At 56.3% G+C, this 23,903-nt stretch carries 22 protein-coding genes; 5 read left to right on the forward strand and 17 right to left on the reverse strand.

Translation table 11 applies throughout. From position 1 onward, the window contains the following. The first annotated feature begins 8 nt into the window (after positions 1-8). From arsC to HXW73_RS11110, 5 genes are all read left to right on the forward strand, one after another. Positions 9-410, forward strand: coding sequence for an arsenate reductase (glutaredoxin) (arsC, locus tag HXW73_RS11090; protein ID WP_186253168.1), 402 nt, complete (start codon positions 9-11; stop codon positions 408-410). Further along, the gene (locus HXW73_RS11095) at positions 407-1,006 is read left to right on the forward strand and encodes an RNA polymerase sigma factor (RefSeq protein WP_186253169.1); all 600 of its coding nucleotides are present in this window, start codon (positions 407-409) and stop codon (positions 1,004-1,006) included. Before arsC ends, HXW73_RS11095 begins: the two co-directional genes overlap by 4 nt. A gap of 94 nt (positions 1,007-1,100) precedes the next feature. Then, a complete protein-coding gene (locus tag HXW73_RS11100) occupies positions 1,101-2,108 on the forward strand; it encodes a permease (protein ID WP_186253170.1) in 1,008 nt (335 codons plus the stop codon). A gap of 17 nt (positions 2,109-2,125) precedes the next feature. Beyond that, positions 2,126-2,362: a thioredoxin family protein gene (locus tag HXW73_RS11105; RefSeq protein ID WP_186253171.1), complete on the forward strand. Its 237-nt coding sequence runs from the start codon at positions 2,126-2,128 to the stop codon at positions 2,360-2,362. Positions 2,363-2,450: 88 nt separating this feature from the next. Continuing rightward, positions 2,451-2,765 (forward strand): CC/Se motif family (seleno)protein, encoded by a 315-nt coding sequence (locus HXW73_RS11110; RefSeq protein ID WP_186253172.1) that lies wholly within the window; start codon positions 2,451-2,453, stop codon positions 2,763-2,765. Here the strand turns inward: HXW73_RS11110 and HXW73_RS11115 are convergent. The 17 genes from HXW73_RS11115 to HXW73_RS11195 form a co-directional block, all read right to left on the reverse strand. Beyond that, positions 2,730-3,884: an MFS transporter gene (locus HXW73_RS11115; protein WP_186253173.1), complete on the reverse strand. Its 1,155-nt coding sequence runs from the start codon at positions 3,882-3,884 to the stop codon at positions 2,730-2,732. The two genes, HXW73_RS11110 and HXW73_RS11115, sit on opposite strands and share 36 nt — an antisense overlap. Next, on the reverse strand, positions 3,881-5,092 hold the full coding sequence (arsJ, locus tag HXW73_RS11120) for an organoarsenical effux MFS transporter ArsJ (RefSeq protein ID WP_186255998.1): 1,212 nt from the start codon (positions 5,090-5,092) through the stop codon (positions 3,881-3,883). The genes HXW73_RS11115 and arsJ overlap by 4 nt, the downstream gene beginning before the upstream one ends. 16 nt (positions 5,093-5,108) lie before the next feature. After that, positions 5,109-6,140 (reverse strand): ArsJ-associated glyceraldehyde-3-phosphate dehydrogenase, encoded by a 1,032-nt coding sequence (locus tag HXW73_RS11125; protein WP_186253174.1) that lies wholly within the window; start codon positions 6,138-6,140, stop codon positions 5,109-5,111. A gap of 132 nt (positions 6,141-6,272) precedes the next feature. Next, positions 6,273-7,112 carry a phosphate ABC transporter ATP-binding protein PstB gene (gene pstB / locus HXW73_RS11130; protein ID WP_446718983.1) on the reverse strand — a complete coding sequence of 280 codons (840 nt, stop codon included), beginning with the start codon at positions 7,110-7,112 and terminating at the stop codon, positions 6,273-6,275. A gap of 26 nt (positions 7,113-7,138) precedes the next feature. Continuing rightward, positions 7,139-8,305 (reverse strand): phosphate ABC transporter permease PstA, encoded by a 1,167-nt coding sequence (gene pstA, locus HXW73_RS11135; RefSeq protein WP_186253175.1) that lies wholly within the window; start codon positions 8,303-8,305, stop codon positions 7,139-7,141. Between the two features lie 17 nt (positions 8,306-8,322). Then, positions 8,323-9,573: a phosphate ABC transporter permease subunit PstC gene (gene pstC, locus HXW73_RS11140; RefSeq protein ID WP_186253176.1), complete on the reverse strand. Its 1,251-nt coding sequence runs from the start codon at positions 9,571-9,573 to the stop codon at positions 8,323-8,325. Positions 9,574-9,743: 170 nt separating this feature from the next. Further along, positions 9,744-10,757, reverse strand: coding sequence for a substrate-binding domain-containing protein (locus HXW73_RS11145; protein ID WP_186253177.1), 1,014 nt, complete (start codon positions 10,755-10,757; stop codon positions 9,744-9,746). Between the two features lie 141 nt (positions 10,758-10,898). Further along, positions 10,899-11,603, reverse strand: a complete 705-nt coding sequence (locus HXW73_RS11150) for a TSUP family transporter (protein WP_446719010.1) — start codon at positions 11,601-11,603, stop codon at positions 10,899-10,901. A gap of 26 nt (positions 11,604-11,629) precedes the next feature. After that, positions 11,630-12,823 (reverse strand): multidrug effflux MFS transporter, encoded by a 1,194-nt coding sequence (locus tag HXW73_RS11155; RefSeq protein WP_186253179.1) that lies wholly within the window; start codon positions 12,821-12,823, stop codon positions 11,630-11,632. Between the two features lie 159 nt (positions 12,824-12,982). Beyond that, entirely contained in the window at positions 12,983-13,498 is a 516-nt protein-coding gene (locus tag HXW73_RS11160; RefSeq protein WP_186253180.1) for an STAS domain-containing protein, read from the reverse strand. Continuing rightward, the gene (locus tag HXW73_RS11165) at positions 13,488-14,678 is read right to left on the reverse strand and encodes a PP2C family protein-serine/threonine phosphatase (protein WP_186253181.1); all 1,191 of its coding nucleotides are present in this window, start codon (positions 14,676-14,678) and stop codon (positions 13,488-13,490) included. The genes HXW73_RS11160 and HXW73_RS11165 overlap by 11 nt, the downstream gene beginning before the upstream one ends. A gap of 8 nt (positions 14,679-14,686) precedes the next feature. Then, positions 14,687-15,448: an MlaA family lipoprotein gene (locus HXW73_RS11170; protein ID WP_186253182.1), complete on the reverse strand. Its 762-nt coding sequence runs from the start codon at positions 15,446-15,448 to the stop codon at positions 14,687-14,689. Between the two features lie 77 nt (positions 15,449-15,525). Next, positions 15,526-16,647 carry a beta-ketoacyl-ACP synthase III gene (locus tag HXW73_RS11175; RefSeq protein ID WP_186253183.1) on the reverse strand — a complete coding sequence of 374 codons (1,122 nt, stop codon included), beginning with the start codon at positions 16,645-16,647 and terminating at the stop codon, positions 15,526-15,528. Between the two features lie 96 nt (positions 16,648-16,743). Continuing rightward, positions 16,744-20,655 carry an ATP-dependent RNA helicase HrpA gene (gene hrpA / locus HXW73_RS11180; protein WP_240538777.1) on the reverse strand — a complete coding sequence of 1,304 codons (3,912 nt, stop codon included), beginning with the start codon at positions 20,653-20,655 and terminating at the stop codon, positions 16,744-16,746. Positions 20,656-20,852: 197 nt separating this feature from the next. Then, positions 20,853-22,529, reverse strand: coding sequence for an AMP-binding protein (locus tag HXW73_RS11185; RefSeq protein ID WP_186253185.1), 1,677 nt, complete (start codon positions 22,527-22,529; stop codon positions 20,853-20,855). A gap of 141 nt (positions 22,530-22,670) precedes the next feature. Continuing rightward, a complete protein-coding gene (locus HXW73_RS11190) occupies positions 22,671-23,456 on the reverse strand; it encodes a class II glutamine amidotransferase (RefSeq protein WP_186253186.1) in 786 nt (261 codons plus the stop codon). 19 nt (positions 23,457-23,475) lie between these two features. Next, positions 23,476-23,898: a hypothetical protein gene (locus tag HXW73_RS11195; RefSeq protein WP_186253187.1), complete on the reverse strand. Its 423-nt coding sequence runs from the start codon at positions 23,896-23,898 to the stop codon at positions 23,476-23,478. Between the last annotated feature and the right edge of the window lie 5 nt (positions 23,899-23,903).

The following is a 23,903-nucleotide window of genomic DNA, read 5'->3' on the forward strand; positions in this document are numbered from 1 at the left end:
AGGTCACCATGCCTGTCACCATTTACTACAATCCCAGCTGCGGTACGTCGCGCAATGCCCTGGCGATGATCGAAGCCTCTGGCGAATCACCGGAGGTGATCTATTATCTGGAAACACCGCCCAGCCGCGAAAAGCTGGTCGAGCTGTTGACGATAATGCAGATATCACCCCAGGAACTGCTACGGCGCAAAGGCACTCCCTACGACGAGTTAGAACTGGATGATCCATCCCTCAGCGATGACCAGCTTATCGACGCCATGATGGCCCACCCGATTCTGATTAATCGACCCATTGTGGTGGCCAATAAGGGCGCACGGCTTTGCCGACCTTCCGAGCAAGTATTAGCGCTTTTGGAACAACCGATCACACACTTCACCAAAGAAGACGGTGACAAAGTGACTTATCCATGAGGAAAAACGCTGTCTCATCCCAAGCCCCTCCTACTCAAGCCTTACCCTGCATTGAAGAGGCTTGGAACAGCCACCATCAGGCACTGCGCTATTACCTCTTGGCGCTATGCAACAACCGGGACGCCGCCGACGACATCTTGCAACGTGTCTATGTAAAAGCGCTGACGCATCGCGCCCAGTTTTGCCAACTGTCAGAACCCAAAGCGTGGCTTTATAAGGTTGCCAAGCATGAGTGGATTGATGAGTTGCGGCGCCCAAGGCCGGAGTCCCCATCGCTAGGTACCAAGATCGAAACGATACATTTATCTAATAGCCCAGAGCCCCGACTCCCCTTAGATAGTCTTGCAGCTTGTATCGCCCAGGCGCTGGCGCACTGCGCTGACGAAGACGCTGATATTGTGTCAGCCTGCGATCTAAACGGCGTTAAGCAGAGCGACTATGCCCAGCGCCATGGATTGACCCTGCCGGCGACCAAAGCGCGGCTACTACGTGCCCGAAAACGCCTCCGCGCACGATTGGTCGCCCAGTGTGGGGTCGTCTTTGATGATCAAGGCCAGGTTTGCTGCCACCGTGCGCTACCCTCTTCTATCCAATAGCCACTTTAGCAAATGAATATTTGGCTTTTCCCTGCATCCTTTCCCACATTGCTTCGTCTTCTTTATAGAACAGTTCACATAAAGGAAGGCAGCGATGTTAGAGATCTTTACCTGGCTGGCCAGTTGGCTGGTATACGACCTGGGCGGTTTTGCCCCTAACAGCAAGCTAGGCAGCTCACTACACTTTTTCGTCGAAGACACGAGCAAGATTTTTGCGTTACTGGTGGTGATGATTTACGTCATCGCCTTGTTACGCGCATCGCTCAATCTGGAGCGGGTACGCTATTACATTCAGCAAAAGAACCGTTTCGCAGGCTACGGCTTAGGGGCTGGTTTTGGGGCGATTACACCGTTTTGCTCGTGCTCGAGCATTCCGCTATTTCTCGGCTTCACCAGTGCAGGCATTCCCCTGGGCATCACTATGGCGTTTTTGTTTACCTCACCGATCATTAATGAAGTCGCCGTCATCATGTTGTGGAGTCTGCTGGGCTGGGAGTTCACCCTGGTCTATATCACCATCGGCATGGCCGTGGGCATAGGCGGCGGCATACTGCTGGATAGCTTAGGCGCTGAACGCTGGTTAAAAGACTTTGCGGCGAAAGCCTATCAGAACGCCGCTGACAGCCCGCAAGCCAATCAGCCGGCGCCGGTGTCTCATTCGCTAACGTTTAAAGAGCGCCATCAATTTGCCCGCAATGAGCTTTATGAGATTGTCGCGCGGATTTGGAAGTGGATCATCATCGGTGTGGGCTTGGGTGCCGCGCTGCACGGCTTTGTCCCGGATGGTTGGTTCAGTGACAACCTGGGTAGTGGCCAGTGGTGGAATGTCCCGGTGGCCGTGTTAGCAGGCCTGCCGCTTTACTCCAACGCCACCGGCGTCATTCCCATCATGGAAAGCTTGATCACTAAGGGGTTGCCCGTGGGTACAACATTGGCTTTCTGCATGAGCACCGTCGCGGCGAGCTTTCCTGAATTTATCATGCTCAAACAGGTCATGCTGTGGCGCTTACTGGCCACCATTTTCGTCATTCTACTCATCAACTTCATGTTGGTGGGCTGGATAATTAATCTGCTGGCACCCTGGTTATTCAGCAGCTTATAAACCCATGAGGGCATAACATGAAAAAGATCGAAGTATTAGGCACCGGCTGCAAAAAGTGCACCGTCACCGCGGAGCAAATTACCGCGATTGCCAAAGAGCTGGGCACCGACGTTGAGGTGACTAAAGTTACTGACCCGCAAATCATCATGCATTATCAGGTCATGTCGACCCCAGCCGTTGCGGTCAATGGCAAACTTGCCCACAGCGGAGGCGTGCCGGATCGCGAAAAAATCGAAGCACTACTCAACGCCTAAACGCTCGGTGCCTAGGGCCTTTTGATTTCTTTCTGGCTCCCATCTTACTTCCTGATAAGCTGGGAGCCCTCGTTTATGAGGCGTCTGCATGCCGGAAATAATCGCAGTTTCTGACGCAGCCAAAGCGTTTATCAAGCAACAAGGTGGCGTAGTAACCGTGCGTTTATCACCCCGTCACGGCTGCTGCGGGGGGCTCGCCAACGTTGCTGTCGCCGAGGCGTGTGCTCCCAAAGACCCTTCGCTTTACCAGCGCCATCGTGATGAAGATATCACCCTATTTATTGCAGAAGCGCTTGCCTACCAAGGGCTGCGCGTTGACGTTGAAGGCTTTTGGAAATTACGCCATCTGTATGTGGATGGCTCAGAGCTACGCTCTGGGCACACGAATAAACAGCAGCGCTAAGCATGCCGCCAGCATCAATCCCGTGGTCAGCCATAGCGCTCCGGCACCGTTTTGCTCTATCAATAGGCCAAATAGCAGCGGTGCAATGGCTTGCGCGGCCCTCGCCGGGGCGATAATCAAGCCCTGACGCTGGCCAAATCCTTTCGGGCCAAACAGCGCCAGCGGCAGTGTGCCGGAGGCAATTGTCATCATGCCATTGCCCGCACCGTGCAGCAGCGCGAAGCCTGCCGCAGGCATACCCAGCGTTGCCAGCAGTGCCGCCCCTAAGGGGTGAAGCGTAGTCGCCACCCGCGCCGCCACCAGCGGATGCAAATGGCGCAATAGCGCAAACTCCCCCAACCGAGCGGCCACTTGCGCAGGCCCTACTAACGCCGCAGCGGCGACGGCCACCGAAAGCGACACGCCTGTTTCCTGCAAAAGCCTGGGCAGATGCGCCGCCATCGCCGTTGAGACAAACCAGCCCGCAGCAAACACATAGGCTAATAAGATCATGGCAAGGCGAGGACGCGCCGGCGGCGGTGCTGATTTGTCGTCATCTTGCGAATCCACACTATCGGCTGCTTTGGGCAGGCAGGCATTAAGTGGGAGCCCGATAATGATATGTAGCATGGCCCAAATGCCGCAGGTTTCCCGCCACCCGACCTCATTTTCCAACAAGGCCGTTAGTGGCCAGCCGAGGGTACTGGCAAAGCCCGCCAGTAGCGTTACGCCGGTAATTGACGAGCGCGCGCTACGCCCCAGGAGTCGCCCCAGCGTGGCAAAGGCGGCGTCGTATAAGCCCATCGCCATGCCCACGCCGGTAATCAACCAGGCGAGCATCAAGCCAAACACACCCTGTGAAAGCGCCATAATGACCAGGCCAAGGGCCATGACAGCGTTCGAGGCCATCAATACGCCGCGCCCGCCTTGCTGGTCAATCAAGCGTCCAACGCTGGGGCCGAGCATGGCCGTTAGCAGCAACGCCGCTGAAAACGCCGCAAATACCCAGCTTGGCGACAGCCCGAGTTCGCGGGCCATAGGCACCGCCAGAATAGCGGGCAGATAATAACTGGATGCCCAGGCAAGGGTTTGCGCACTCCCCAAGGTAAGCGTTAACCCCAACCTGGGCGAATGAATCATGCCACTTTTCGGGGCAACGCCATCGCCATCGCCGCACTAGAAGCGACCAGCGCAGCGGCGACCCACAGGCAAGCACTCAGGCCGAAGGCCATATACAGCCAGCCCGATAGCAGCGTGCCCACCAATCGCCCCATGGCATTGGCCATGTAGTAAAAACCGACATCCATGGAAACCCCGTCGGCGCGAGCATAATGCACAATCAAATAGCTGTGCCAACTGGAGTTAATCGCAAACAGCACGCCAAACGCCAATAAGCCAACGACCAGCCAACCAACCTGCGCCAAGGGCAGCATTGCCAAAAAAATCGCCAGCACTGCCAGCGCCGCCGCCCAGCCAGCGGTCAGCGCCCGGGCATCGCCTTTGATCAGCCGGGTTAATTTAGGCGCCTGGGTTTGCACTCCCCCGTAGCCAATAACCCATACCGCCAACAGCCCACCCACTGTCCAATGAGTCCAGCCGTGCTGGTCATACAAAAACACCGGCAGGGCTACCACAAACCACACATCGCGAGAAGCGAACAGGCAGAAACGCGCCGCTGACAGCACATTAATGGCCCGTGATTTCGAGAAGACTTCTGAAAACTTGGGTTTTACTTTTTGCCGCCCCAGGTCCGCCTTCAAGCGCCATAGCGATAACAGCAGCACCACGCCTAACATCACAGCCATGGCAACCACGGCACCACGGAAGCCAATCAGCGTCAGCAACAACCCGCCGACGAAAAAGCCCAAGCCTTTCAGCGCATTTTTAGAGCCGGTCAGCATGGCGACCCAACGGTAGAGCGAGCTGTTGGCGTTAGCGCTTTCTTTAGGCACCAGTACTTTCACGGCACTTTTGGCGCTCATCTTATTGAGGTCTTTGGCGATCCCCGACAGCGCCTGAGCCGCCATCACCCAGGCGACAGTCAGCAGACCAGCGGGCACCATCAACATGGCCAGGGCAATAATTTGTAGCCCAAGCCCAACGTTCATGGTGCGGTTGAGGCCCAGGCGCGCGCCCAACCAACCGCCGACCAGATTAGTCACTACGCCAAAGGCTTCATAGAACAGAAACAGCATGGCGATGGCCAACGGCGAGTAGCCCAGCTGGTGGAAATGCATCACCACCAGCATGCGCAGCGCGCCATCGGTAATCGTGAAGGCCCAGTAATTGCCCGTTATCAGCATATACTGGCGCACTTCAAACGGTAGTGCCTTTACGCGAGCCCGCATTTTCAACAACGCCGATTCAGCCACGATCCACCTGCTCGCCACCTACCTTCAGGGCCAGCTCGGCGGTGCGGTTGGCATAACCCCACTCGTTGTCATACCAGGCATAGAGTTTCAACTGGGTGCCGTTGATCACCATGGTGGAGAGTGCATCGATAATCGAACTGCGCGGATCGGTGCGATAGTCGATCGACACCAGCGGGCGTTCTTCATAGCCCAGGATGCCCGCCAGCGGGCCCTCAGCAGCCACTTTGAGCACCTGATTGACCTCATCAACGGTGACGGAGCGCTCTAACTCAAACACCATATCGGTCAGCGACGCGTTGGCCAGCGGTACGCGCACGGCATGGCCGTTAATTTTGCCTTCAAGCTCCGGGAAAATCTCCGTGATCGCTTTCGCCGAGCCGGTCGTTGTCGGAATCAGGCTCATACCGCAGGCGCGAGCGCGACGCAGGTCCTTGTGCGGGGCATCCAGAATCGTCTGCGTATTGGTAATATCGTGCACCGTGGTCATCGAGCCGTGGCGGATACCGAAGGTTTCCTGAATGACCTTGATGACCGGTGCCAGGCAGTTTGTGGTACAGCTGGCGGCCGTGACAACATTGTGTTGAATGGGATCGTAAAGATGGTCGTTGACGCCGACGACCACGTTCAATGCATCTTCGTCTTTAAGGGGCGCGCTCACCACCACCCGGGCAACGTCCTGATCGAAATACGGCTGAAGCTGAGCGGTATTTTTCATCACGCCTGAACACTCAATGACCACTTCGCACCGGGACCAGTCGCTCTCCACGATCTGCTTATTGGCGCTAAATGTGATCGTATCGCCGTCGATCACGATGGCATCCTGATGAGCAGATATTCCGCCGCCTGGTGACCACTGCCCATGAACGGAATCAAACTCGAGCAGGTGGGCGAAGGTCGCTGCGTCACCGCCAGGGTCATTAATGTGAGCCAGCTCCACTTCCCCCGCTTCTACCCGCGGCCACAAACTTCTCAGTGTCAAACGGCCAATACGGCCGAATCCGTTGATGCCGATACGTAGTGCCATGGAAGCCTCCTAAGCTATTTTCCGCATGAAAGAATAATATCTATATACGCTAAATCACATATATAGAGATAAAAAAACACGCCCTTTAACAGGCCCACCGCTCCGGCGGCGGGCCTGACAAGCGGGTGTTACTTAGCCATAACGCCCGGAGATATAATCTTCGGTTTTTTTCTTGGCCGGGGTTGAGAACATCACTTTCGTATCGTTGTACTCAATGATTTCCCCCAGATGGAAAAATGCCGTGTAGTCAGCCACCCGCGCCGCCTGCTGCATATTGTGCGTTACCGTCACAATGGTGAATTTCTCTTTCAGGCGGTCCATCAGATCTTCGATGGTCGCCGTGGAAATTGGGTCAAGGGCCGATGTCGGCTCATCCATCAAGATGACGTCGGGCTGCACGGCAATTGCCCGGGCAATACACAACCGCTGCTGCTGACCACCGGAGAGCGACGTACCCGGCTCCTGAAGCTTGTCTTTCACTTCATCCCAGAGGCCTGCATCACGCAGCGCTCTTTCAACCAGCTCGTCCTGCTCGGCTTTACGGCCGACAAGATCGTGCATGCGCGGGGCATAGGCAACATTTTCAAAGATAGACTTGGGAAATGGATTGGGCTTCTGGAACACCATCCCCACACGGCGACGCAATGCCACTTCATCCATTTTAACGGCATTGACGTCATGGCCGTCCATCTCGACCAACCCTTCCGTTCGAACGCTGGGAATCAGGTCATTCATACGGTTCAGGCAGCGAAGAAACGTCGACTTACCGCAGCCGGAAGGCCCGATCAGTGCCGTCACGTTTTTCTGGAACAGATCGATATTCAGATTTTTCAGCGCTTGTGTCTTGCCGTACCAGAGGTTCAAGTCGCGGATGCGGAAGCTCAACTCATGAGACGCTTGTTCGTTGCGCGTATAGGGCTGACCGACATTCGGCATATCTTGCTCTGTCATTACAGGTGCTTGGCTATTCATAACGGTATCCTTTATGACGCGCTGGCTTACCAGCGACGCTCGAATTTCTTGCGTAGCAAAACGGCAGACGCGTTGAGTGCAATCAAGACGGCAAGCAGAACCAAAATACCGCCGGCGGTCTTTTCAACAAACGCCCGGTCTGGTTCACCTGACCAGGTAAACACCTGCGCCGGCATGACCGTTGCCGCTTCGGTGAAAGAGGCCGTAATATCGGGAATAAAGGCCACCATTCCCACGATGATCAAGGGCGCCGTTTCCCCCATCGCTTGTGCCAGGCCAATGATGGAACCGGTCATGATGCCCGGCATTGCCAAGGGTAAAACGTGGTCTTTGACCACTTGCCAACGCGAACAGCCAACCCCGAAAGCGGCATGACGGATGGATTCCGGTACGCTGCGCAGCGCGGTACGCGTTGAAATAATGATCACCGGCAGCGTCATCAGCGCCAGCGTCATACCACCCACCAAAGGCGTGGAACGCGGCACACCAAAGAAGTTGATAAAGATCGCCAGGCCAAGCAAACCAAACAGGATTGATGGTATGGCTGCCAGATTATTGATATTGATCTCGATCAGCTGCGTCAGGCGGTTATCGGGGGCAAACTCTTCAAGATACACCGCCGTCATCACGCCAATCGGGAAGGCAATCGCCAAGGTGACGATCATGGTCATGACCGTACCCATCACCGCCGACATGATCCCGGCGAGCTCCGGCATTTTGGAGTCGCCACGGGAGAAGAAGGTGGTGTTAAAGCGCAGGTCGACCTGCCCCTCTTCAACCAGCTGATCAATTGTGGCTTTTTGCTCATCGTCTAAACGGACGCGATTACCCTTGAGGTATTGATCAACCTCCCCATCAGCAAGCACCCAACGCTTTTCCGTCGTGCCCAGCAGGTCGGGGTTATTCCTCATCTCCAGCGGTATAACGCGCACGACACTGCGGCTGACGACCGACATTATTTCCGGGTCTATCGCCGCCCTGCCGTTGGTAGAGGCTTCTTCACTGTAATTAACTTCAACATTAACCAGTGCTTGCTGGAAAGCAGGCAGCCCTTTATTGAGCATATCGGCAAAAAACACCAGCAAAAAAGCGGCTGCCAGCGCTAAAGCACCCATTGAAATGTACTTTAACCGCGCGGATTTACGATGTCTGCTCTTGAGTTGCTGACTAATTTTGTCAAATGAATCGCTCATGAATAGATCCTCAAGAATTACAGATTGTTGACGCGGTATTTGTCGCGGAAGCGGCGAATCATGATCACTGACACCAAGTTCAGAGACAGGGTCACTGCAAACAGCACCAGGCCCAACGCGAAGGCGGATAACGTTTCGGCGCTGTCAAATTCCAGGTCACCCGTCATGGCGGCCACAATCCGGACCGTAACGGTGGTCATCTCTTCCAGTGGGTTAGCGGACAGGTTAGGCCGCATACCCGCCGCCATGACCACGATCATGGTTTCGCCAAGGGCGCGCGACATGCCCAACAAGGAAGCGGAAATAATCCCTGGTAGCGCCGCAGGCACCACGACATCGCGAATGGTTTCACCTTTGGTCATGCCCAGCGCTAACGACCCCTGACGCATGCTGTCGGGTACCGCATTGATGACGTCATCAGAAAGTGAGGAAATAAATGGAATGATCATGATGCCCATCACGATGCCGGGTGCCAGTGCGTTGTTGAACGACGCATCCAGGCCCACCGTTTCGGCCACGCGCACAATGAAAGGCGCAACGGTAATCGCGGCAAAAAAGCCGTAAACAACGGTCGGAATACCCGCCAGGATTTCCAGCATCGGCTTGGCAACGCCACGCACCTTGGGAGGGGCATACTCGCCCATATAAATGGCCGAAAGCAGGCCTACCGGCACTGCCACGCACATGGCAATCGCGGTAATCATGAAGGTACCGGCGAACAACGGCACTGAACCAAACTCTGCGCCAGTGCCATCGCCACGGCCCGCCGATGCTAAAAAGCTATTACCGGGAGCCCAGGTGGTGCCGGTAATAAAATCCCAGAAACTGTGCATCTGGAAGAAACTAAGCGCTTCACCAATGATTGACACCAGAATACCCAGCGTCGTCAGAATCGAAATGGTGGCAGCGCCTCCAAGTGTCCAAACGATGACACGCTCAATCGCCTTACGGGCGTGAAAGTTTGAACGAATTAGCATCATGCCAACAGAAAGCCCCACCACTGCCACCACCAGGCTCGCTAAAAGCAGGGGGAAGGTCGGGATCTCGCTGCCGATCACCAGCATGATAAAGGCACCGACGGCACTTACCAGTACGGCCGGTAAAGCCGTTGCCACCACGGTAAACCAGGCGTATTGGTCGGGCTGCGCATACATCGACGTTCCTGATGCACGTACTCGCGTAGCTTTGCTTCGCCCGACAAAAAAAGCGGCAAGCCCCAGCAGCAGAAGCACACTGCAAAAAATCAGAAAAAGCTGGTTGGTCTGCATCGTTGATATCTCAGGTTAACCAATGGATCCGTTTGCCGAGCCACCTTAAGGCAATAACATGACAGCTTTGTGACAACGCCATTAACCAATAGCAGTTGCCACAGGGCCTTTCCGAAAAGCAAGAAGCCGGCAGCGTAGGCTGCCGGCTTCTCTACTGTCGTAAGGCTAACTTACTCCAGGTCTTCCAACTCAAGCTTCGTGCGATCAGCCACGGCCTGCTGAGATTCCTCAACAGCATCAGCAGTGGGAACGATCAAGCCAATATCTTTCAACAAACCATTTTCACCGATCATCATGTCGGAAACGAACATATCGGCATATTCGTACATGACCGGCACTTCGTCGGCGTGCTGATTCTTGATGTAGAAGAACATGGTACGTGCCACCGGGTACTCATCCTTGGCAATCGACTCTGGTGTAGGTGTCACACCATCAATATCCGATGCGATCAACACGTTGTCATTTTCTTCGAGGAAGGAATAACCAAAGACGCCAAAGGCAGTGGTATCTTGGGTCAGGCGCTGAACGATCAGGTTATCGTTTTCGCCACCGTCAACCCAGGGTCCGTCATTGCGCACGTCTGAATAGGCTTCATCGCCGTATTCTTCAAACTCTTCAGACGCCGCTTCCATGACCAGCTCTTCGAAAGAATCACGCGTACCCGATGTGGTCGGCGGGCCTACGATGACAATTTCACGATCCGGAAGAGATTCGTCAATCTGGTTCCAGTTGGTGTAGGGGTTATCGACCAGGTCACCGTCTTGCGGAACTTGGGCAGCAACCGCCAGGAAAATCTGCTCAAGCGTGACCGGCATCGGGTCGTTCTCATTGGACTGGGCGAAAGCGATGCCGTCACTGCCGATATAAACTTCAGTGATATCGGTGACGCCGTTCTCTACGCAGCGCTCGTACTCAGACACTTTCATGCGACGCGAAGAGTTGGTGATATCCGGTGTGTCTTCACCAACACCGTTACAGAAAAGACGCATACCGCCACCAGAACCTGTGGACTCCAGAACCGGCGTCGGGTAGTTGGTAGTCGCACCAAACTCTTCTGCAACGAAGCTGGAGAACGGATAAACGGTGCTGGAGCCAACGATGTTGATTTGCTCACGTGCTTGAGCAACACCTGCCACGCTCATTACGGCAGCCGCGAGCACGGAAGTTTTGAGAATACGGTTCATGCGAATCACTCCTGAAGCTGTTAGGGATCTTGCTTTCGCAGGACTTACTTTGCATCGCTTCGATGACAGCTTCGTGACAAGCAATGCCACATAATCATTTTTTTAAAATTTTTCACCGCAGCTCAAATCGCCATGTGCGTATTACAGCAACAGCCCCACGGCTGCCAGTGTACACAGCGCAAGCGACGCGGCCTGAAGCCATCGCCGGTCAATGCGATGCGCCACCACGTCGGCCAGCGCATTGCCCAGAAGCACCGCAGGCAATAGCGTGGCCGCCACGCCCAGTTGCCATAGCCCCACCTGCCCTGCCAACGCCAGCGTCGCGAGCGTCAGCATCGAGGTGATGATAAAGAAAGCCGCCAGATTGCCGCGCAGACGGTCAGGGGCAAACCCATGCATTAGCAGCACCATTGGCGGCCCGCCGATCGCGGCGACGGTGCCGAAGATGCCCGAGAACACCCCCGCGCCAAATAGCGACACGCGATTGACCGGCAGCCGCACTCGACATAGCGTGACGAACACCGCAAACAGCACGATGGCAGCAATCAATTTTTCCAGCACGACCATTGGCGCAGCGATCAGCAGCCAAAGCCCCAGCGCGTTACCCGGCAAACGCCCCACCAGTGCCATTCCCAGCTCGCCCAAGCGCACTTCATGGCGATAATGACGCACCATCATTAACGATACGGTGAACCCAAACAGCACCAGCACCACGGGTACCAGGCGCGGCTCGATCATTAATAACAGCGGCGCACCAATAACCGCCAAGCCAAAACCAGTCGCGCGCTGTACAAAGGCGCCCAACGCCAGCGTCAGCGCACACCCCACCCAGATGCTCGGCGACATATCCAACCAGATCGCGATGTCCTCGATCATGCCGAGTGCACGTCCGCTGCCGCTGGCGTCAGCAAGCGCACGCCAATGTTACCCACCAGGGCTGCCCCCAGCATGGTCAGCACCATTGGCCAGAGGTGTTCGACTTCAAACAGGCCCACCATGGCCCCCGCCAGGGCACCACAGCTAAATTGAATACCGCCTAACAGGGCAGTGGCGGTGGCACTGATATGGCCGAAATGATCCAGCAACGCGGAAATAGAATTGGGTGTGATCAAGCCGATCATGCCGGTAAATAACATGACCAGCGGTACGACCACGACCAATGTGGCAACATTGAACGCTGTCGCAGCCACCAAGCCCAGTGCGGCTATCAGTTGAATCGCCAGCCCCAAGCGTAGATTCTGCTGGGGTGTGCGTTTACGCAGTAGATAGATATTGACCCGGTTCGAGCCGGCGATCATAACCACGTTGACGCCAAACACGAACGGATACACTCCCGGGCTCAACGAGAAATAGTCCAGGTAAAGAAACGGCGACGCCGTCACAAAGGCGAACAGACCCGCGAATGATGCGGCTACGGCGCAGATGTACCCCATCCCCTCGCGATGACGCAGCACACTGGCATAGTTGCGAATCACCTGGCGCGGCGACGCCGCGGGCAGCGACATATCGCGGGTTTCGGGAAGTCGTGTTCCCAATAACCAGAGCAGAAACGCGGCGTATACAGCGAGAAACACAAAGATCAGCCACCAGTCCGCCATGTGCAGAAGCAGGCTGCCGACCGCCGGAGCTACCAGGGGCGCGAGCATCATGATCATGGCCATGGTAGACATCACCCTGGCGGCTTCACGACCGCTGAAACAGTCGCGAACAATCGCCGCCGAATTGACCACGCAAGCACCGCCGCCCAAGGCCTCTACAAACCGCCAGACAAGCAGAGAGGTAAGGCTGTCGGCGGTCATAATCATCAAGCTTGCGCACAGAAACACGACCAGCCCACTCATCAGCACCGGCTTACGCCCTAGCCGATCAGACAAAGGCCCAAAACACAGCTGCCCCAGCGCAAAGCCAAACAGGAAAACACTGATCGAAAGCTCGGTACGATGAATGCTCGCATTGACGGTATCGGCAATGGCCGACATTGCCGGTAAATAGGCATCAATGGCAAAGGGCGCCAACGCCGTGTTGGCGGCCACCAGGATAGCGACGCGCCGGGGATTGAGTTCCATGTCTCTCCTTAGGGTGGCCGCAGTCACCCTGGCAGCATAAAGGTAGGCCGCTAATTATATGCCTTTTAGGCTGCGTTGTCGGCCATGGTCAGCCAAAGGCCGTCAAGGAGATAATAATTGGAGAGGTAGTCAGTGTCTGAGACAAGCGCAGAACACACCTTAGTGGTGGGTTGTCTCTTGGGATTCGAGCATTTCCACCAGCGGCTGAAACTGTTCGCGGTTGTGCTCGTTCATGCGCATGAGAATACGATGAGCTTCCAGGATCCGCTCACGCAGGCCTTCTTCATCCGCCGGGACTTCAGGCAAGTCTTCTAACGCGCTATTCAAGCCTGCCGTGGGCTGAAGCGGGGCTTCCATCAAGGTAAAAAAACGTGCAAACCCCATGACATCAAGCATTTGTCGCACGTCCTGATTATCCACGATAATCGTCGGCGGCTGTTCCAGACGCCCTTTCACCGCCATGGACACCTTGGCAAGAAAACCGAGCGCTGTGGAGTCAACATTTGTCGCCTCACGCAGGTCGATCATCACAGCACTCAACCCTGGCGTCTCCGCCAGGCGCTTAGCCTGAGTATCTAAGGTAGCGCACAGCGTCAAACGTACGTCGCCACACAATTTTAAAACAAAAACACCAGAGTCGAACGCCGCTTTTATGCGACCTTCTTCAGTCAGCATGACCAAATCCGCTCACCATCATGATTGTCAGGTCGTCGGGCAAAGCATCACGATCAGAGCTGTCCTCATCATCAGCACGCTGTTTGCTTAACAGCGCGTTGTTGTTGGTCAGTCGGTCGCAAAGCTGTTCAAGCGTGGGGCTCACGCTTACGAGTTGCTCAAGCTCCCTGAGCCGCGTGTCGAGCGAATCACCCGGCAAGCACTCCAATACGCCATCCGAGCACAGCCATAGCCGAAAGTCATCCGGCAGTTCACAACTGAGAACGGGGTAATCCACGTCGGGAAACAACCCTACCGGCATCCCTTCACCTGGCAACCGCGTCAGTTGGTCACCCGAGACTAATAACGGCATCGGCAACTGTGCTCCGAGCGAATAGTGCAGAGTATGCGCCTCATGATCAATAACGCCAACAAATAATGTGGCGTGTTTACCAATATCAGTACCTTGCAACTCGCGATTCATCGCCGCCAGCCATTGGCTCGGCAGTTTATCGGGCTGAAAACCATCCCATTCGCCTAGCCAGCGATTACAGAGATACTTTAACAATACCGTGACAAATGCCGAGGATGCACCATGGCCTGACACATCGGCAAAGTAAAATGCACTATAACGAGAATTGTAGCGCTGGTAGTCGAGAAAATCCCCTGACAAATAAAGCGATGGCGCGAACCAGTAGTCATATTGAACCCCATTGATGGCCTTGGGGCGCGGCGGTAGCAGGCGACGTTGAATATGTCCCCCGCTCTGTTGGTCCATACGCAGTAATGCCAGGTGGGTTTCCAGGCTTTCATTAAGCTCGGCCAATCGCTCATGATCCCGGGCACGGGCCTTTTCAAGGACGTCTAGCTCGATTGCCTTGCGGATCATACGTCGCAACAGTTCAGCGTGACGCAACGGGTGGACAATATAGTCAACCAGTCCAACGTCCACGGCTTTGATCAAGTCGGCATCCTGGCGCGAATCACTCACCACCAGCGTGGGCAAATGATGGGTCAGTTGCGACCACTGCTGACGTGGAACCGCCCGCGCGTGGGCCACGATCAAAGCGGTTTCGGCCGGTAAATGCGCAATATTGTCTGCTGCATATACCCACATACCATCACAGGTAATCGCCTCGGCAAGCGCATCGCGCTCTGCACCGGGTTCATCGATCACCGCAATCAGCTGCTTATGCGCCATGGCAAGCCTCAATCGGCGAAGTCGGCATCATCAAATTCAAAGTCATCGGCAGAAAACGGGTCATCGCCGAGTTCACCATCGCTAATCGCAAATCGACGACTCTGGAGATAAGTGTCACGAATAAACCTGTATCGGTCGCCCTGAATCAATTCTTCCTGATCCAGCAGGCCGGCGCGTGTATCAACGATATTCAGTGCCGTCAGACCCGCTCGCACCGCATCGTCCTCGACGTAGGTGACCGGGTAGGCTGCCATATCAGCAGGCAGTCCGGACGTATCGCGCAATGTGCTGGGCCCGAGCAGCGGCAACACCAGATAGCGCGAGTCTTCCCATCCCCACACCGCCATGGTTTGACCAAAGTCTTCATCATCTGAGTCGATATCCATGCGTGAGGCAATATCAAAGAGCCCGCCAATCCCCATGGTGCTGTTGACCAAAAACCGTGATGTTGAACGCCCCGCGTTGGCGGGCTTGCCCTGAAGCAGGCTGTTCAACGTGGTACGAATCTCCCCCAGATTACTGAAGAAGTTACCCACCCCCAGTTGCAGCGGCTCAGGGGTAACCGTGCGATACCCCGAGGCAACGGGTTTTAACGCATAACGATCAAGCACGTCATTGAAGACAAACACTTTACGGTTAAAGCCTTCCCAGGGGTCATCCGTATTAGACGCCTGCGAGGTTTCCGAACCGGTTGAGCCGGTGGTCGCACAACCGCCAAGCGCCAGCACCATCGTCGAGGCCAAGGCGGCCCTCCATACACGTCGCTGCATCAAATGACATGTCCCTACCCTAGGCATACTGCGTTCCTCTGTTTTGCATTTTTTGCATTTTGCTATCAGCGAGCGACTCATCGACGCCTGACGACCACACTGCCTGCACTGTACCCCGCACCGAAAGAACAGATAACGCCAATGTCACCCGCCTCCAGCGATTCACGGTGTAAATGAAATGCAATGATAGAGCCTGCTGAACTGGTATTCGCATAGCGGTCAAGAATAATCGGCGCCTGTTCTGCGCTGGGGTCGTAACCTAGCACTTTGCGCGCAATCATATCGTTCATGTGGCGGTTTGCCTGATGCAGCCAGAGGCGCTTCAAATCGCTTCCCTGTAGCTCCAACGATGCCAAATGCTGCGCAATCATTGACGCTACCATGGGGCATACTTCGCGGAAAACACGGCGCCCTTCCTGAACAAACAGCTTATCTTCCGCTAGCGGGTCACTATCGGTGACGCGGTTCAAAAACCCGGCGTTATTACGAATAGCATTTGAATACGCCGTCGTTAACCGTGTCCCCAGTATCTCGTAGGATTCGTCGGCGGACGCACACGCAGCATCTTCCAGCACCATCGCGGTACACGCATCACCAAAAATAAAGTGGCTGTCGCGGTCGGTAAAATTGAGGTGTGCCGAGCATATCTCAGGATTGACGATCAACGCACGTTTTACGCTGCCGGATGCAATGGCGTTCGCGGCGGTTTCAATCGCAAAGGTCGCCGAACTGCAGGCCACATTCATATCAAAACCATAGCCACCCGCGCCAAGCGCGTGTTGAAGCTCGACCGCCACGGCTGGGTAGGCGCGCTCCAGATTGGAACAAGCAACGATCACAAGCTCAATATCACCGGCATCCACCCGAGCACTGGCTAATGCCTCACGCGCGGCACTCAGCGCCATGCTGCATTGAATGGAAGGCTCGTCGTTTTGCCGCTGGGGCAGTTTGGGACGCATACGCGCCGGATCAAGAATACCGTCAGCGTTTAGTACATAGCGGCTTTTGATACCCGATGCTTTTTCAATGAACTCACTACTCGAGTGAGCAAGCGGTTCACGTTGCCCCTGCTCGATTGCTTCTGCATGGCGGTCATTTTCCTGATCCACCCAGGCGTTGAATGCGGCAACCAACGACGCATTATCAATGGCGTGTTCCGGTGTATAGAGCCCCGTACCGGTTATCACCACGTGTGTCATGTAAATCTCCTTTTCACGGCTGCTTGCGCCAGGAAGCTTAAACGGCCGCCAATATCATCACTGTGTGCGTTAAACGCGCATTTTTCCAGCCCGCGTCTAAACGCTAATTATCTCTTGCCAACGTTTTTCCAGTCGCTTTACCGAAACGGGCATTCGTGTTCCCAATTGCTGGGCAAATAACGAGACCCGAAGTTCCTGCAACCACCAGCCAAACTCGACGAGCGACGGGTCCTCAACGCGTCCACGGCGTTCGTTCTCGCGACGGGTATCGAATTTTTCCTCCATCGCCTGAACGTCCTGCATCAGCATTTGATCGCGCCCCCGCTCACGGGCCGCTTTTTCCAACCGAATCAACGCCGCTTCGGTGTAACGCGGATATTCTGCCAGCCACTCCCCTGCCTGGGTGATAAAACCAGGATAAACAAGACGCTGCATTTGTGCTTTCACATCGCTATAGACAAGTGCTAGCGCGAAGTTCAGCTTGCCTTTTAGCACCTTGTTGACAGCCAGATGGCCTTTCAGGGCCGCTTCCACCTGGCCCAGCAGTTGCTCGGCGTGGGGCACCAGGTCGCCCTTGACCGCTGCCAGGCGATCGTTAAGCTCGGCTGCCGAGCGCGGCATAGGCGCTTGCGCCACCGTTTGGGTAAACACCGCCACTAACACATCATCGATCAACGCCTGTTTGCTACCCACGTTGGTGAACAGCAATGCGCATTTTTCCAGCGCGGGCAGCGCCTTGATCGTTTTGACCTGCGCGGGGGATTGCTGCATTGCCAAACGCGCTACGCCCATTTGGTGGGCCGCCTGTGCTTTCGCCGCATGGTCAAAAAGCATTACCTTAAACGTATCGGCCTCGTTAACCAATGCCGGGTAGGCTTCCACCCGAATACCCGCCTGAGTGGTCACGCGGGAATCTGGCAGGGGTTCCTCAGGTAACCCCGATAAATCAGGGGCCTCGCTTACCTGCTCGGACAGTGCCTGAGCGCCGGCCTTCGCCGCCGCTTCAAACTGCGCTTCCAGCGCCCGCAGCGAGCGGCCCTGCCCCAGCGTCTTGCCATCATGATCCACTACCCGGATATTCATCCTCAGGTGAGCCGGCAAGGTATCAAAACGCCAATCGTCCGGGTGCACACGCATCCCGGTGCGCTGGCGAATGAACTCGCCCAGTGCCTCGCTCAAGGGCCGCTCATCCGGCACCAGCGTTTCCAGTGCCGCGTCAACCCAATCAGGAATGGGCACCACCTGACGGCGAATGCTCTTGGGTAGGGATTTCATCAAGGCAATGCATTTCTCGCGCAGCAGGCCTGGTACCAGCCACTCCAGGGCATGCTCCGGCAGTTGTGGCAGCATCGCCGCGGGGACGGTCAACGTGACGCCATCGTCCTCCGCGTCGGGATCAAAATGATAGCTCAACGGGTAGACAACCCCCGAAAGGGTCAGATGATCCGGGTACTGTGCCTGGGTGACATCTTCGGCGTCGCGGGCCTTGAGCGCTTTCATGTCGAATTTGAGCAGCGCCGGGTCCTGCTTTTCGGCCTGCTTTCGCCAGTGCTCAAAGCCTTTTCCGTTGACGATGTCGCTGGGAAGCCGCTCGTCATAAAACGCAAACAAGGTGTCTTCGTCGACCAGGATATCGCGCCGACGGGCACGGTCTTCCAGTGACTCCACTTCTTCAATCAGCGCTCGGTTGTGGGCAAAAAACTCGCCTTTGGTATGAAACTCGCCTTCTACCAGCCCGCGACGGATGAACAGCTCCCGCGATTCGACCGGCGCGATCGGGCCATAATGCACGCGACGCCGGCTCACAATGGGTAAACCAAACAAGGTCACCTGCTCGAACGCCACGACCTGGGCGCGCTTCATTTCCCAATGAGGCTCGCTGTAGCTGCGCTTGACCAGATGCGAAGCCAGCGGCTCGATCCATTGGGGGTCGATCTTTGCCACGGTACGTGCAAACAGCTTGGAAGTTTCCACCAGCTCAAAGGCCATCAACCATTTAGGCGTTTTTTTGGCCAACCCTGAGCCAGGGTGAATCATGAACTTACGGTTACGCGCACCTAAATACTCGCGATTTTCCAGCAGCGTCCCCAGGTTGGACAGCAAGCCGGTCAGCAAGGCTTTGTGCAGCGAACCGGAGGTTTTACGCCGTGCCTGACGCGCCTGCTCTTCGTTTTCATCGGCCGGGGCAGGCGTCGGCGCCGGCACCTCGATATCCATATCGCGCAGCAGCTGACGTAGCTGGCGAAAGGTATCGTGCCATTCGCGCACACGCAGGTAATTGATGTAGTGGTCCCGACACCAGCGACGCAGCTGATTGCCCGATAGCGCCTCGCGGGCATTGTCGATGCCGTGCCACAGGTTCAGCAGCGCCACGAAGTCAGAATCCGGGTCATGCCAGCGCTGATGGGCCTGATCGGCGGCCTGGCGTTTGTCCGCCGGGCGGTCGCGGGGGTCCTGGATCGCCAGTGCAGAGACCACGACCAATACATCGCGCAGACTGCCCTGCTCGTTACCCGCCAGCACCATACGCGCCAGCCGAGGGTCTATCGGCAACCGCGCAAGCTTGCGCCCCAGTGCCGTGAGCCGTTGTCGCTCGTCAACAGCCCCGAGTTCAAAGAGCAGCCGGAAGCCGTCTTTGACAAAGCGACTATCGGGCGGGTCGACAAACGGAAAATCTTCGATGTCACCCAGCTTGAGGGCCAGCATGGATAAAATGACCGAGGCAAGATTGGTGCGCTGGATCTCGGGGTCGGTAAACGCCGGGCGGGCCAGGAAATCGTCTTCATCGTATAGGCGAATACATATGCCTTCGGCAATCCGCCCACAGCGCCCTTTGCGCTGATTGGCGCTAGCCTGGCTAACCGGCTCGACCGGCAAACGCTGGATTTTCGACCGGTAGCTATAACGGCTGATGCGCACCAACCCTGGGTCGATCACATAGCGGATACCGGGGACCGTCAGCGAGGTTTCGGCGACGTTGGTCGCCAGCACGATCCGTCGCCCACGGTGTGGTGCGAACACCCGGTTCTGCTCGGCATTGGAAAGCCGCGCATAGAGCGGCAGTACTTCACAGTCACGTAAATCAGCACGGCGCAGGGTGTCAGCGGTTTCACGAATCTCCCGCTCACCGGGCAGGAACACCAGCACATCGCGAGGGCCATGCTGCCAACCCTTTTCACGCTCCAGCCCCTCGATTTCCTCGACCGCGTGGAGGATGCCCTCTTGCAGCGTGCGGTCCTCTTCGTCCTCGCCGTCGCGCACCAGTGGCCGGTAATGCACCTCAACCGGATAGGCCCGGCCGGAGACTTCGACCGTCGGCGCGGGGCGCTGCGCACTGCCAAAATGGGCGGCAAATCGCGCCACGTCGATGGTGGCCGAGGTGATAATAATCGACAGGTCCGGGCGCTTGGGCAGCAGACGCTTCAGATAGCCCAGCAGGAAATCGATGTTGAGGCTGCGCTCGTGGGCCTCATCGATAATGATGGTGTCGTAGCGCAGTAGCAGCGGATCGTGCTGGGTTTCCGCCAGCAGGATCCCGTCGGTCATCAGTTTGACCAGGGTGTTCTCGTTGCTCTGGTCGGTAAACCTGACCTGATACCCTACCTGCTCGCCAAGCGGCACTGCCAACTCCTCGGAAAGCCGGGTGGCAACGCTGCGCGCGGCAAGCCGACGCGGCTGGGTATGGCCTATCAGACCACGCCGACCACGCCCAAGCTCCAGGCACATTTTGGGTAGCTGGGTGGTTTTACCCGACCCGGTCTCCCCCGCGATGACGACCACCTGATGGTCGCGCAGCGCCGCGAGAATATCCTCACGGCGTTCAACCACCGGCAATTCGGGCGGATAGTTCCAGTCAAACAACTGGTTTTCTCGCTGGCGAAGTACCTGCTGGGCACGCGACACCTCGGGTTCCAGCTCGTTCAACCCACGGTCGATCGGCTTGCCCTCCTGCAAGCGACGCGACAAACCAGCCAACCGCCGCTCGAAACGCTGGGCATCGCGTCGCATCGTGTTGTTCACGGCGGACTTAAGCGTCTTGAGGCGTTCATCGGGGGTCGTTGCGAGCGGCGTGTCGTTGGTCACGATATATCCAGGTCCTATGGGCACTTACAGGGTGGCACGTATAAAAAAAGTCTGCCCGCTCAACTGAGCGGGCAGATCATTGTAACGCGTTCGCCTAGCCAGCGCATAAGTCGCGCCGCCTATTACGACGCAGCGTTTTGGCTATTTTCATCGCGTAACTGACGGCGCAGCACTTTTCCCACATTGGTTTTGGGCAGCTCATCGCGAAACTCGATGTACTTGGGCACTTTGTAGCCAGTGAGTTCGCTCTTGCACCAACGGCGCAGCGTTTCGGCATCCAGTTCGGGGTTTTTGCTGACCACAAACAGTTTGATCGCCTCACCCGCTACTTCATCGGCAACTCCCACCGCGGCTGACTCTACGATGTCGGGATGCCCGGCGACCACGTCTTCCACCTCGTTGGGGTAAACATTAAACCCTGAGACCAGAATCATGTCTTTCTTGCGGTCCACGATTCGGATGTAGCCATCCTCCTGGAGCACGGCGATATCACCGGTATGAAACCAACCCTCATCATCGATGGAGTTACGGGTTTCTTCTTCGCGCTGCCAATAGCCCTTCATGACCTGAGGCCCCTGGACACACAGCTCGCCGGGTTCACCCAACGGCTGATCCTGACCGTCGGCATTCACCACCTTGACCGCAGTGCCCGCCACCGGTTTGCCGATGGAACCCAACTGGATGGCGTCCGAAGGGTTAAAGCTGACAATGGGCGAGGTTTCGGTAAGCCCATAGCCTTCCGAAATAGGACACCCGGTGACGTCTTCCCAACGCTTCGCCGAAGCTTTGGTCAGCGCCATGCCACCGGAAATGGTCAAATGCAGTTTAGAGAAATCAAGCTGCTTGAAATCATCGCGGTTACACAACGCATTAAACAGCGTATTGAGACCAATGAAGGCGGTAAACGGCATGCCTTTCAGGGTCTTGATAAAACCATCAAGATCACGCGGATTGGTGATCAGCACCGAATGGTTACCGGTTTCCATTAAAAATAGGCAGTTCACGGTAAACGTATAGATGTGATAGACGGGCAAGGGAGCAATCACTAGCTCGTTACCGTCGGTCAGATTGCCACCGATGGCTTCTCGGGCCTGCAACATATTGGCGACAAGGTTACGGTGGGTCAGCATCGCCCCTTTAGGCATACCGGTCGTTCCGCCGGTATATTGCAGTGCAGCCAGATCGTTCTGCTCGCGGGTGATTTCGCGATGGCTCAAAGCCTGGCCTTTATTTAAGGCGTCGCGAAAACTCACTGCCTGGGGTAGCGAATAGCGCGGGACCATTTTTTTGACGTACTTGACCACACTGTTGATCAGCAGCCGTTTGGGGAAGTCGTGCAGGTCGGCAAGCTCGGCCACCACCACGTGCTTGATCTCGGTTTTATCGAGTACACGTTCAAGCTTATCCGCCATGTTGGCCAGGATCACGATCGCCTTGGCGTTGGCATCCTTGAACTGGTGGGCCATTTCGCGCTCGGTATACAGTGGATTGGTGTTCACCACCACCAGGCCCGCGCGCAGTGCGCCAAATACCGCAACGGGGAACTGCAGCACGTTGGGCAATTGAATGGCAATCCGATCACCCGGCACCAGGTCGGTTTCATGCTGTAGCCAGGCGGCAAAATTGGCCGATAGCCGGTCAAGGTCAGCGAAGCTGAGCGTTTTGCCCATGCAACTGAACGCCGGCTTGTCCTTGAAACGTTCAACCGCCGAGTGGAAAACGTCGGTAACGGCACCGTACTGCTCTAAACCCTCGAGCGCGGGGCCACGCAGAATAGGGGCATCAGCTTGTTCGCTCATGGGCAATCTCCAGTTTCCATGTCGATGTTGTCACCGACCTTGTTGTTGTCGAGTCGCGAAAAACGCAACGATATACGACTGGCCTACCACTGTAAAACGATCGATTGAAACTTGCGTTTCAACTTTAGCCCTAGCCTTGCATCATGCCTGGCTTGAGTAGCGCGCCTGGATGCACCCATCACGCCATACCAAAAGCTCCCCCGGCTCCATGCGGTACCACTGTTCATTGTGGGTCAGCGGCTCGGTCGCGATCACCGACACGATATCGTTAGGTGTGGTATGTTCGGCAAAATTGACCGTTAGTTCGGCATCGGACAGCTCGGCCTCGCCAAAGGGCGCGGCACGGGTTATATGAGCAAGCTTAGTTGAACAGTAGGTATAGAGATACGTTCCGTCAGAGAGCAGCAAATTAAAAACACCCAGGGTTCGCAGCCGCTCGCAAAGGCCATGTAGCGTTTGCCAAAGCGATGCCTGCTCGGCTGGCGGTGTTGGAAAGGCACGCCTTAGCTCGCTCATTAGCCAGCAGAAAGCGTGCTCGCTGTCCGTGCTGCCCACCGGCGTGTAGAAGCCCAGCGGCAAAGGCTGCCAGTCGCTCAGTTGGCCATTGTGCGCATAACACCAGGGCCGCCCCCACATTTCACGGGTAAACGGATGGGTATTGGCCAAGGTGACCCCACCGACGTTGGCCTGACGAATATGACTGATCACGACATTGGATTTGATCGGGTAATCGCAGATCAGCCGCGCGATGGGCGAATCTACCGACGGGTGAGGGTCGCGAAACTCCCGATAGCCCCCTTCTTCATAGAAGGCAATGCCCCACCCGTCGCGGTGCGGCCCGGTTCCGCCGCCCCGGTGCAAAAAGCCCGCGAAGCTGAAACAGATATCGGTGGGCACATTGGCGCTCATTCCCAACAGCTCACACATCGATGCGCTCCTGTCCGGCTTAGCCGACCACCGGTTCACGGCGGCGCGTTTCTTCGGGGTCGCTGGCCGCTTTTTCCTTGGCAGCAGGCTCATCAACCTTGTCGCGCCCGCGCCACCAAAGCGCAACCCCTACAACGCCGCCGATGGCCATGCCAAGCAGCAAGCACAAAAGGCCATTGCGCAGTGCGCCGCCGTTGCTCTCTAAAAACCCCACAGCGGCGACCATGGCAGAAGGCGCCCAACCCGTGTAAAACTCGCCTTCTTCCACCAACGGTAACCGAAATGGCGCAGGCGCCCACATCGCGCCGCCAACGCACCATGTCAGCAACAAGCGCGGAAGTCTGGGCAAAAAGGCGAACGCAAAATAAACGGCCACGAACACGACCAGCGACAAACCGTAATAACTCAACCACAACAGTGACATTGAATCAGCAAACAGCATAATAC

Origin of the sequence: Halomonas sp. SH5A2 (assembly GCF_014263395.1) — a bacterium.
Classification (GTDB): domain Bacteria; phylum Pseudomonadota; class Gammaproteobacteria; order Pseudomonadales; family Halomonadaceae; genus Vreelandella.

Excerpts from the sequence above, each read along its gene's own strand:
- arsC (WP_186253168.1), top strand. The coding sequence starts at position 9 with ATGCCTGTCACCATTTACTACAATCCCAGCTGCGGTACGTCGCGCAAT.
- HXW73_RS11095 (WP_186253169.1), top strand. The coding sequence starts at position 407 with ATGAGGAAAAACGCTGTCTCATCCCAAGCCCCTCCTACTCAAGCCTTA.
- HXW73_RS11100 (WP_186253170.1), top strand. The coding sequence starts at position 1,101 with ATGTTAGAGATCTTTACCTGGCTGGCCAGTTGGCTGGTATACGACCTG.
- HXW73_RS11105 (WP_186253171.1), top strand. The coding sequence starts at position 2,126 with ATGAAAAAGATCGAAGTATTAGGCACCGGCTGCAAAAAGTGCACCGTC.
- HXW73_RS11110 (WP_186253172.1), top strand. The coding sequence starts at position 2,451 with ATGCCGGAAATAATCGCAGTTTCTGACGCAGCCAAAGCGTTTATCAAG.
- HXW73_RS11115 (WP_186253173.1), bottom strand. The coding sequence starts at position 3,884 with ATGATTCATTCGCCCAGGTTGGGGTTAACGCTTACCTTGGGGAGTGCG.
- arsJ (WP_186255998.1), bottom strand. The coding sequence starts at position 5,092 with ATGCGGGCTCGCGTAAAGGCACTACCGTTTGAAGTGCGCCAGTATATG.
- HXW73_RS11125 (WP_186253174.1), bottom strand. The coding sequence starts at position 6,140 with ATGGCACTACGTATCGGCATCAACGGATTCGGCCGTATTGGCCGTTTG.
- pstB (WP_446718983.1), bottom strand. The coding sequence starts at position 7,112 with ATGAATAGCCAAGCACCTGTAATGACAGAGCAAGATATGCCGAATGTC.
- pstA (WP_186253175.1), bottom strand. The coding sequence starts at position 8,305 with ATGAGCGATTCATTTGACAAAATTAGTCAGCAACTCAAGAGCAGACAT.
- pstC (WP_186253176.1), bottom strand. The coding sequence starts at position 9,573 with ATGCAGACCAACCAGCTTTTTCTGATTTTTTGCAGTGTGCTTCTGCTG.
- HXW73_RS11145 (WP_186253177.1), bottom strand. The coding sequence starts at position 10,757 with ATGAACCGTATTCTCAAAACTTCCGTGCTCGCGGCTGCCGTAATGAGC.
- HXW73_RS11150 (WP_446719010.1), bottom strand. The coding sequence starts at position 11,603 with ATGTCGCCGAGCATCTGGGTGGGGTGTGCGCTGACGCTGGCGTTGGGC.
- HXW73_RS11155 (WP_186253179.1), bottom strand. The coding sequence starts at position 12,823 with ATGGAACTCAATCCCCGGCGCGTCGCTATCCTGGTGGCCGCCAACACG.
- HXW73_RS11160 (WP_186253180.1), bottom strand. The coding sequence starts at position 13,498 with ATGCTGACTGAAGAAGGTCGCATAAAAGCGGCGTTCGACTCTGGTGTT.
- HXW73_RS11165 (WP_186253181.1), bottom strand. The coding sequence starts at position 14,678 with ATGGCGCATAAGCAGCTGATTGCGGTGATCGATGAACCCGGTGCAGAG.
- HXW73_RS11170 (WP_186253182.1), bottom strand. The coding sequence starts at position 15,448 with ATGCAGCGACGTGTATGGAGGGCCGCCTTGGCCTCGACGATGGTGCTG.
- HXW73_RS11175 (WP_186253183.1), bottom strand. The coding sequence starts at position 16,647 with ATGACACACGTGGTGATAACCGGTACGGGGCTCTATACACCGGAACAC.
- hrpA (WP_240538777.1), bottom strand. The coding sequence starts at position 20,655 with ATGCGACGCGATGCCCAGCGTTTCGAGCGGCGGTTGGCTGGTTTGTCG.
- HXW73_RS11185 (WP_186253185.1), bottom strand. The coding sequence starts at position 22,529 with ATGAGCGAACAAGCTGATGCCCCTATTCTGCGTGGCCCCGCGCTCGAG.
- HXW73_RS11190 (WP_186253186.1), bottom strand. The coding sequence starts at position 23,456 with ATGTGTGAGCTGTTGGGAATGAGCGCCAATGTGCCCACCGATATCTGT.
- HXW73_RS11195 (WP_186253187.1), bottom strand. The coding sequence starts at position 23,898 with ATGCTGTTTGCTGATTCAATGTCACTGTTGTGGTTGAGTTATTACGGT.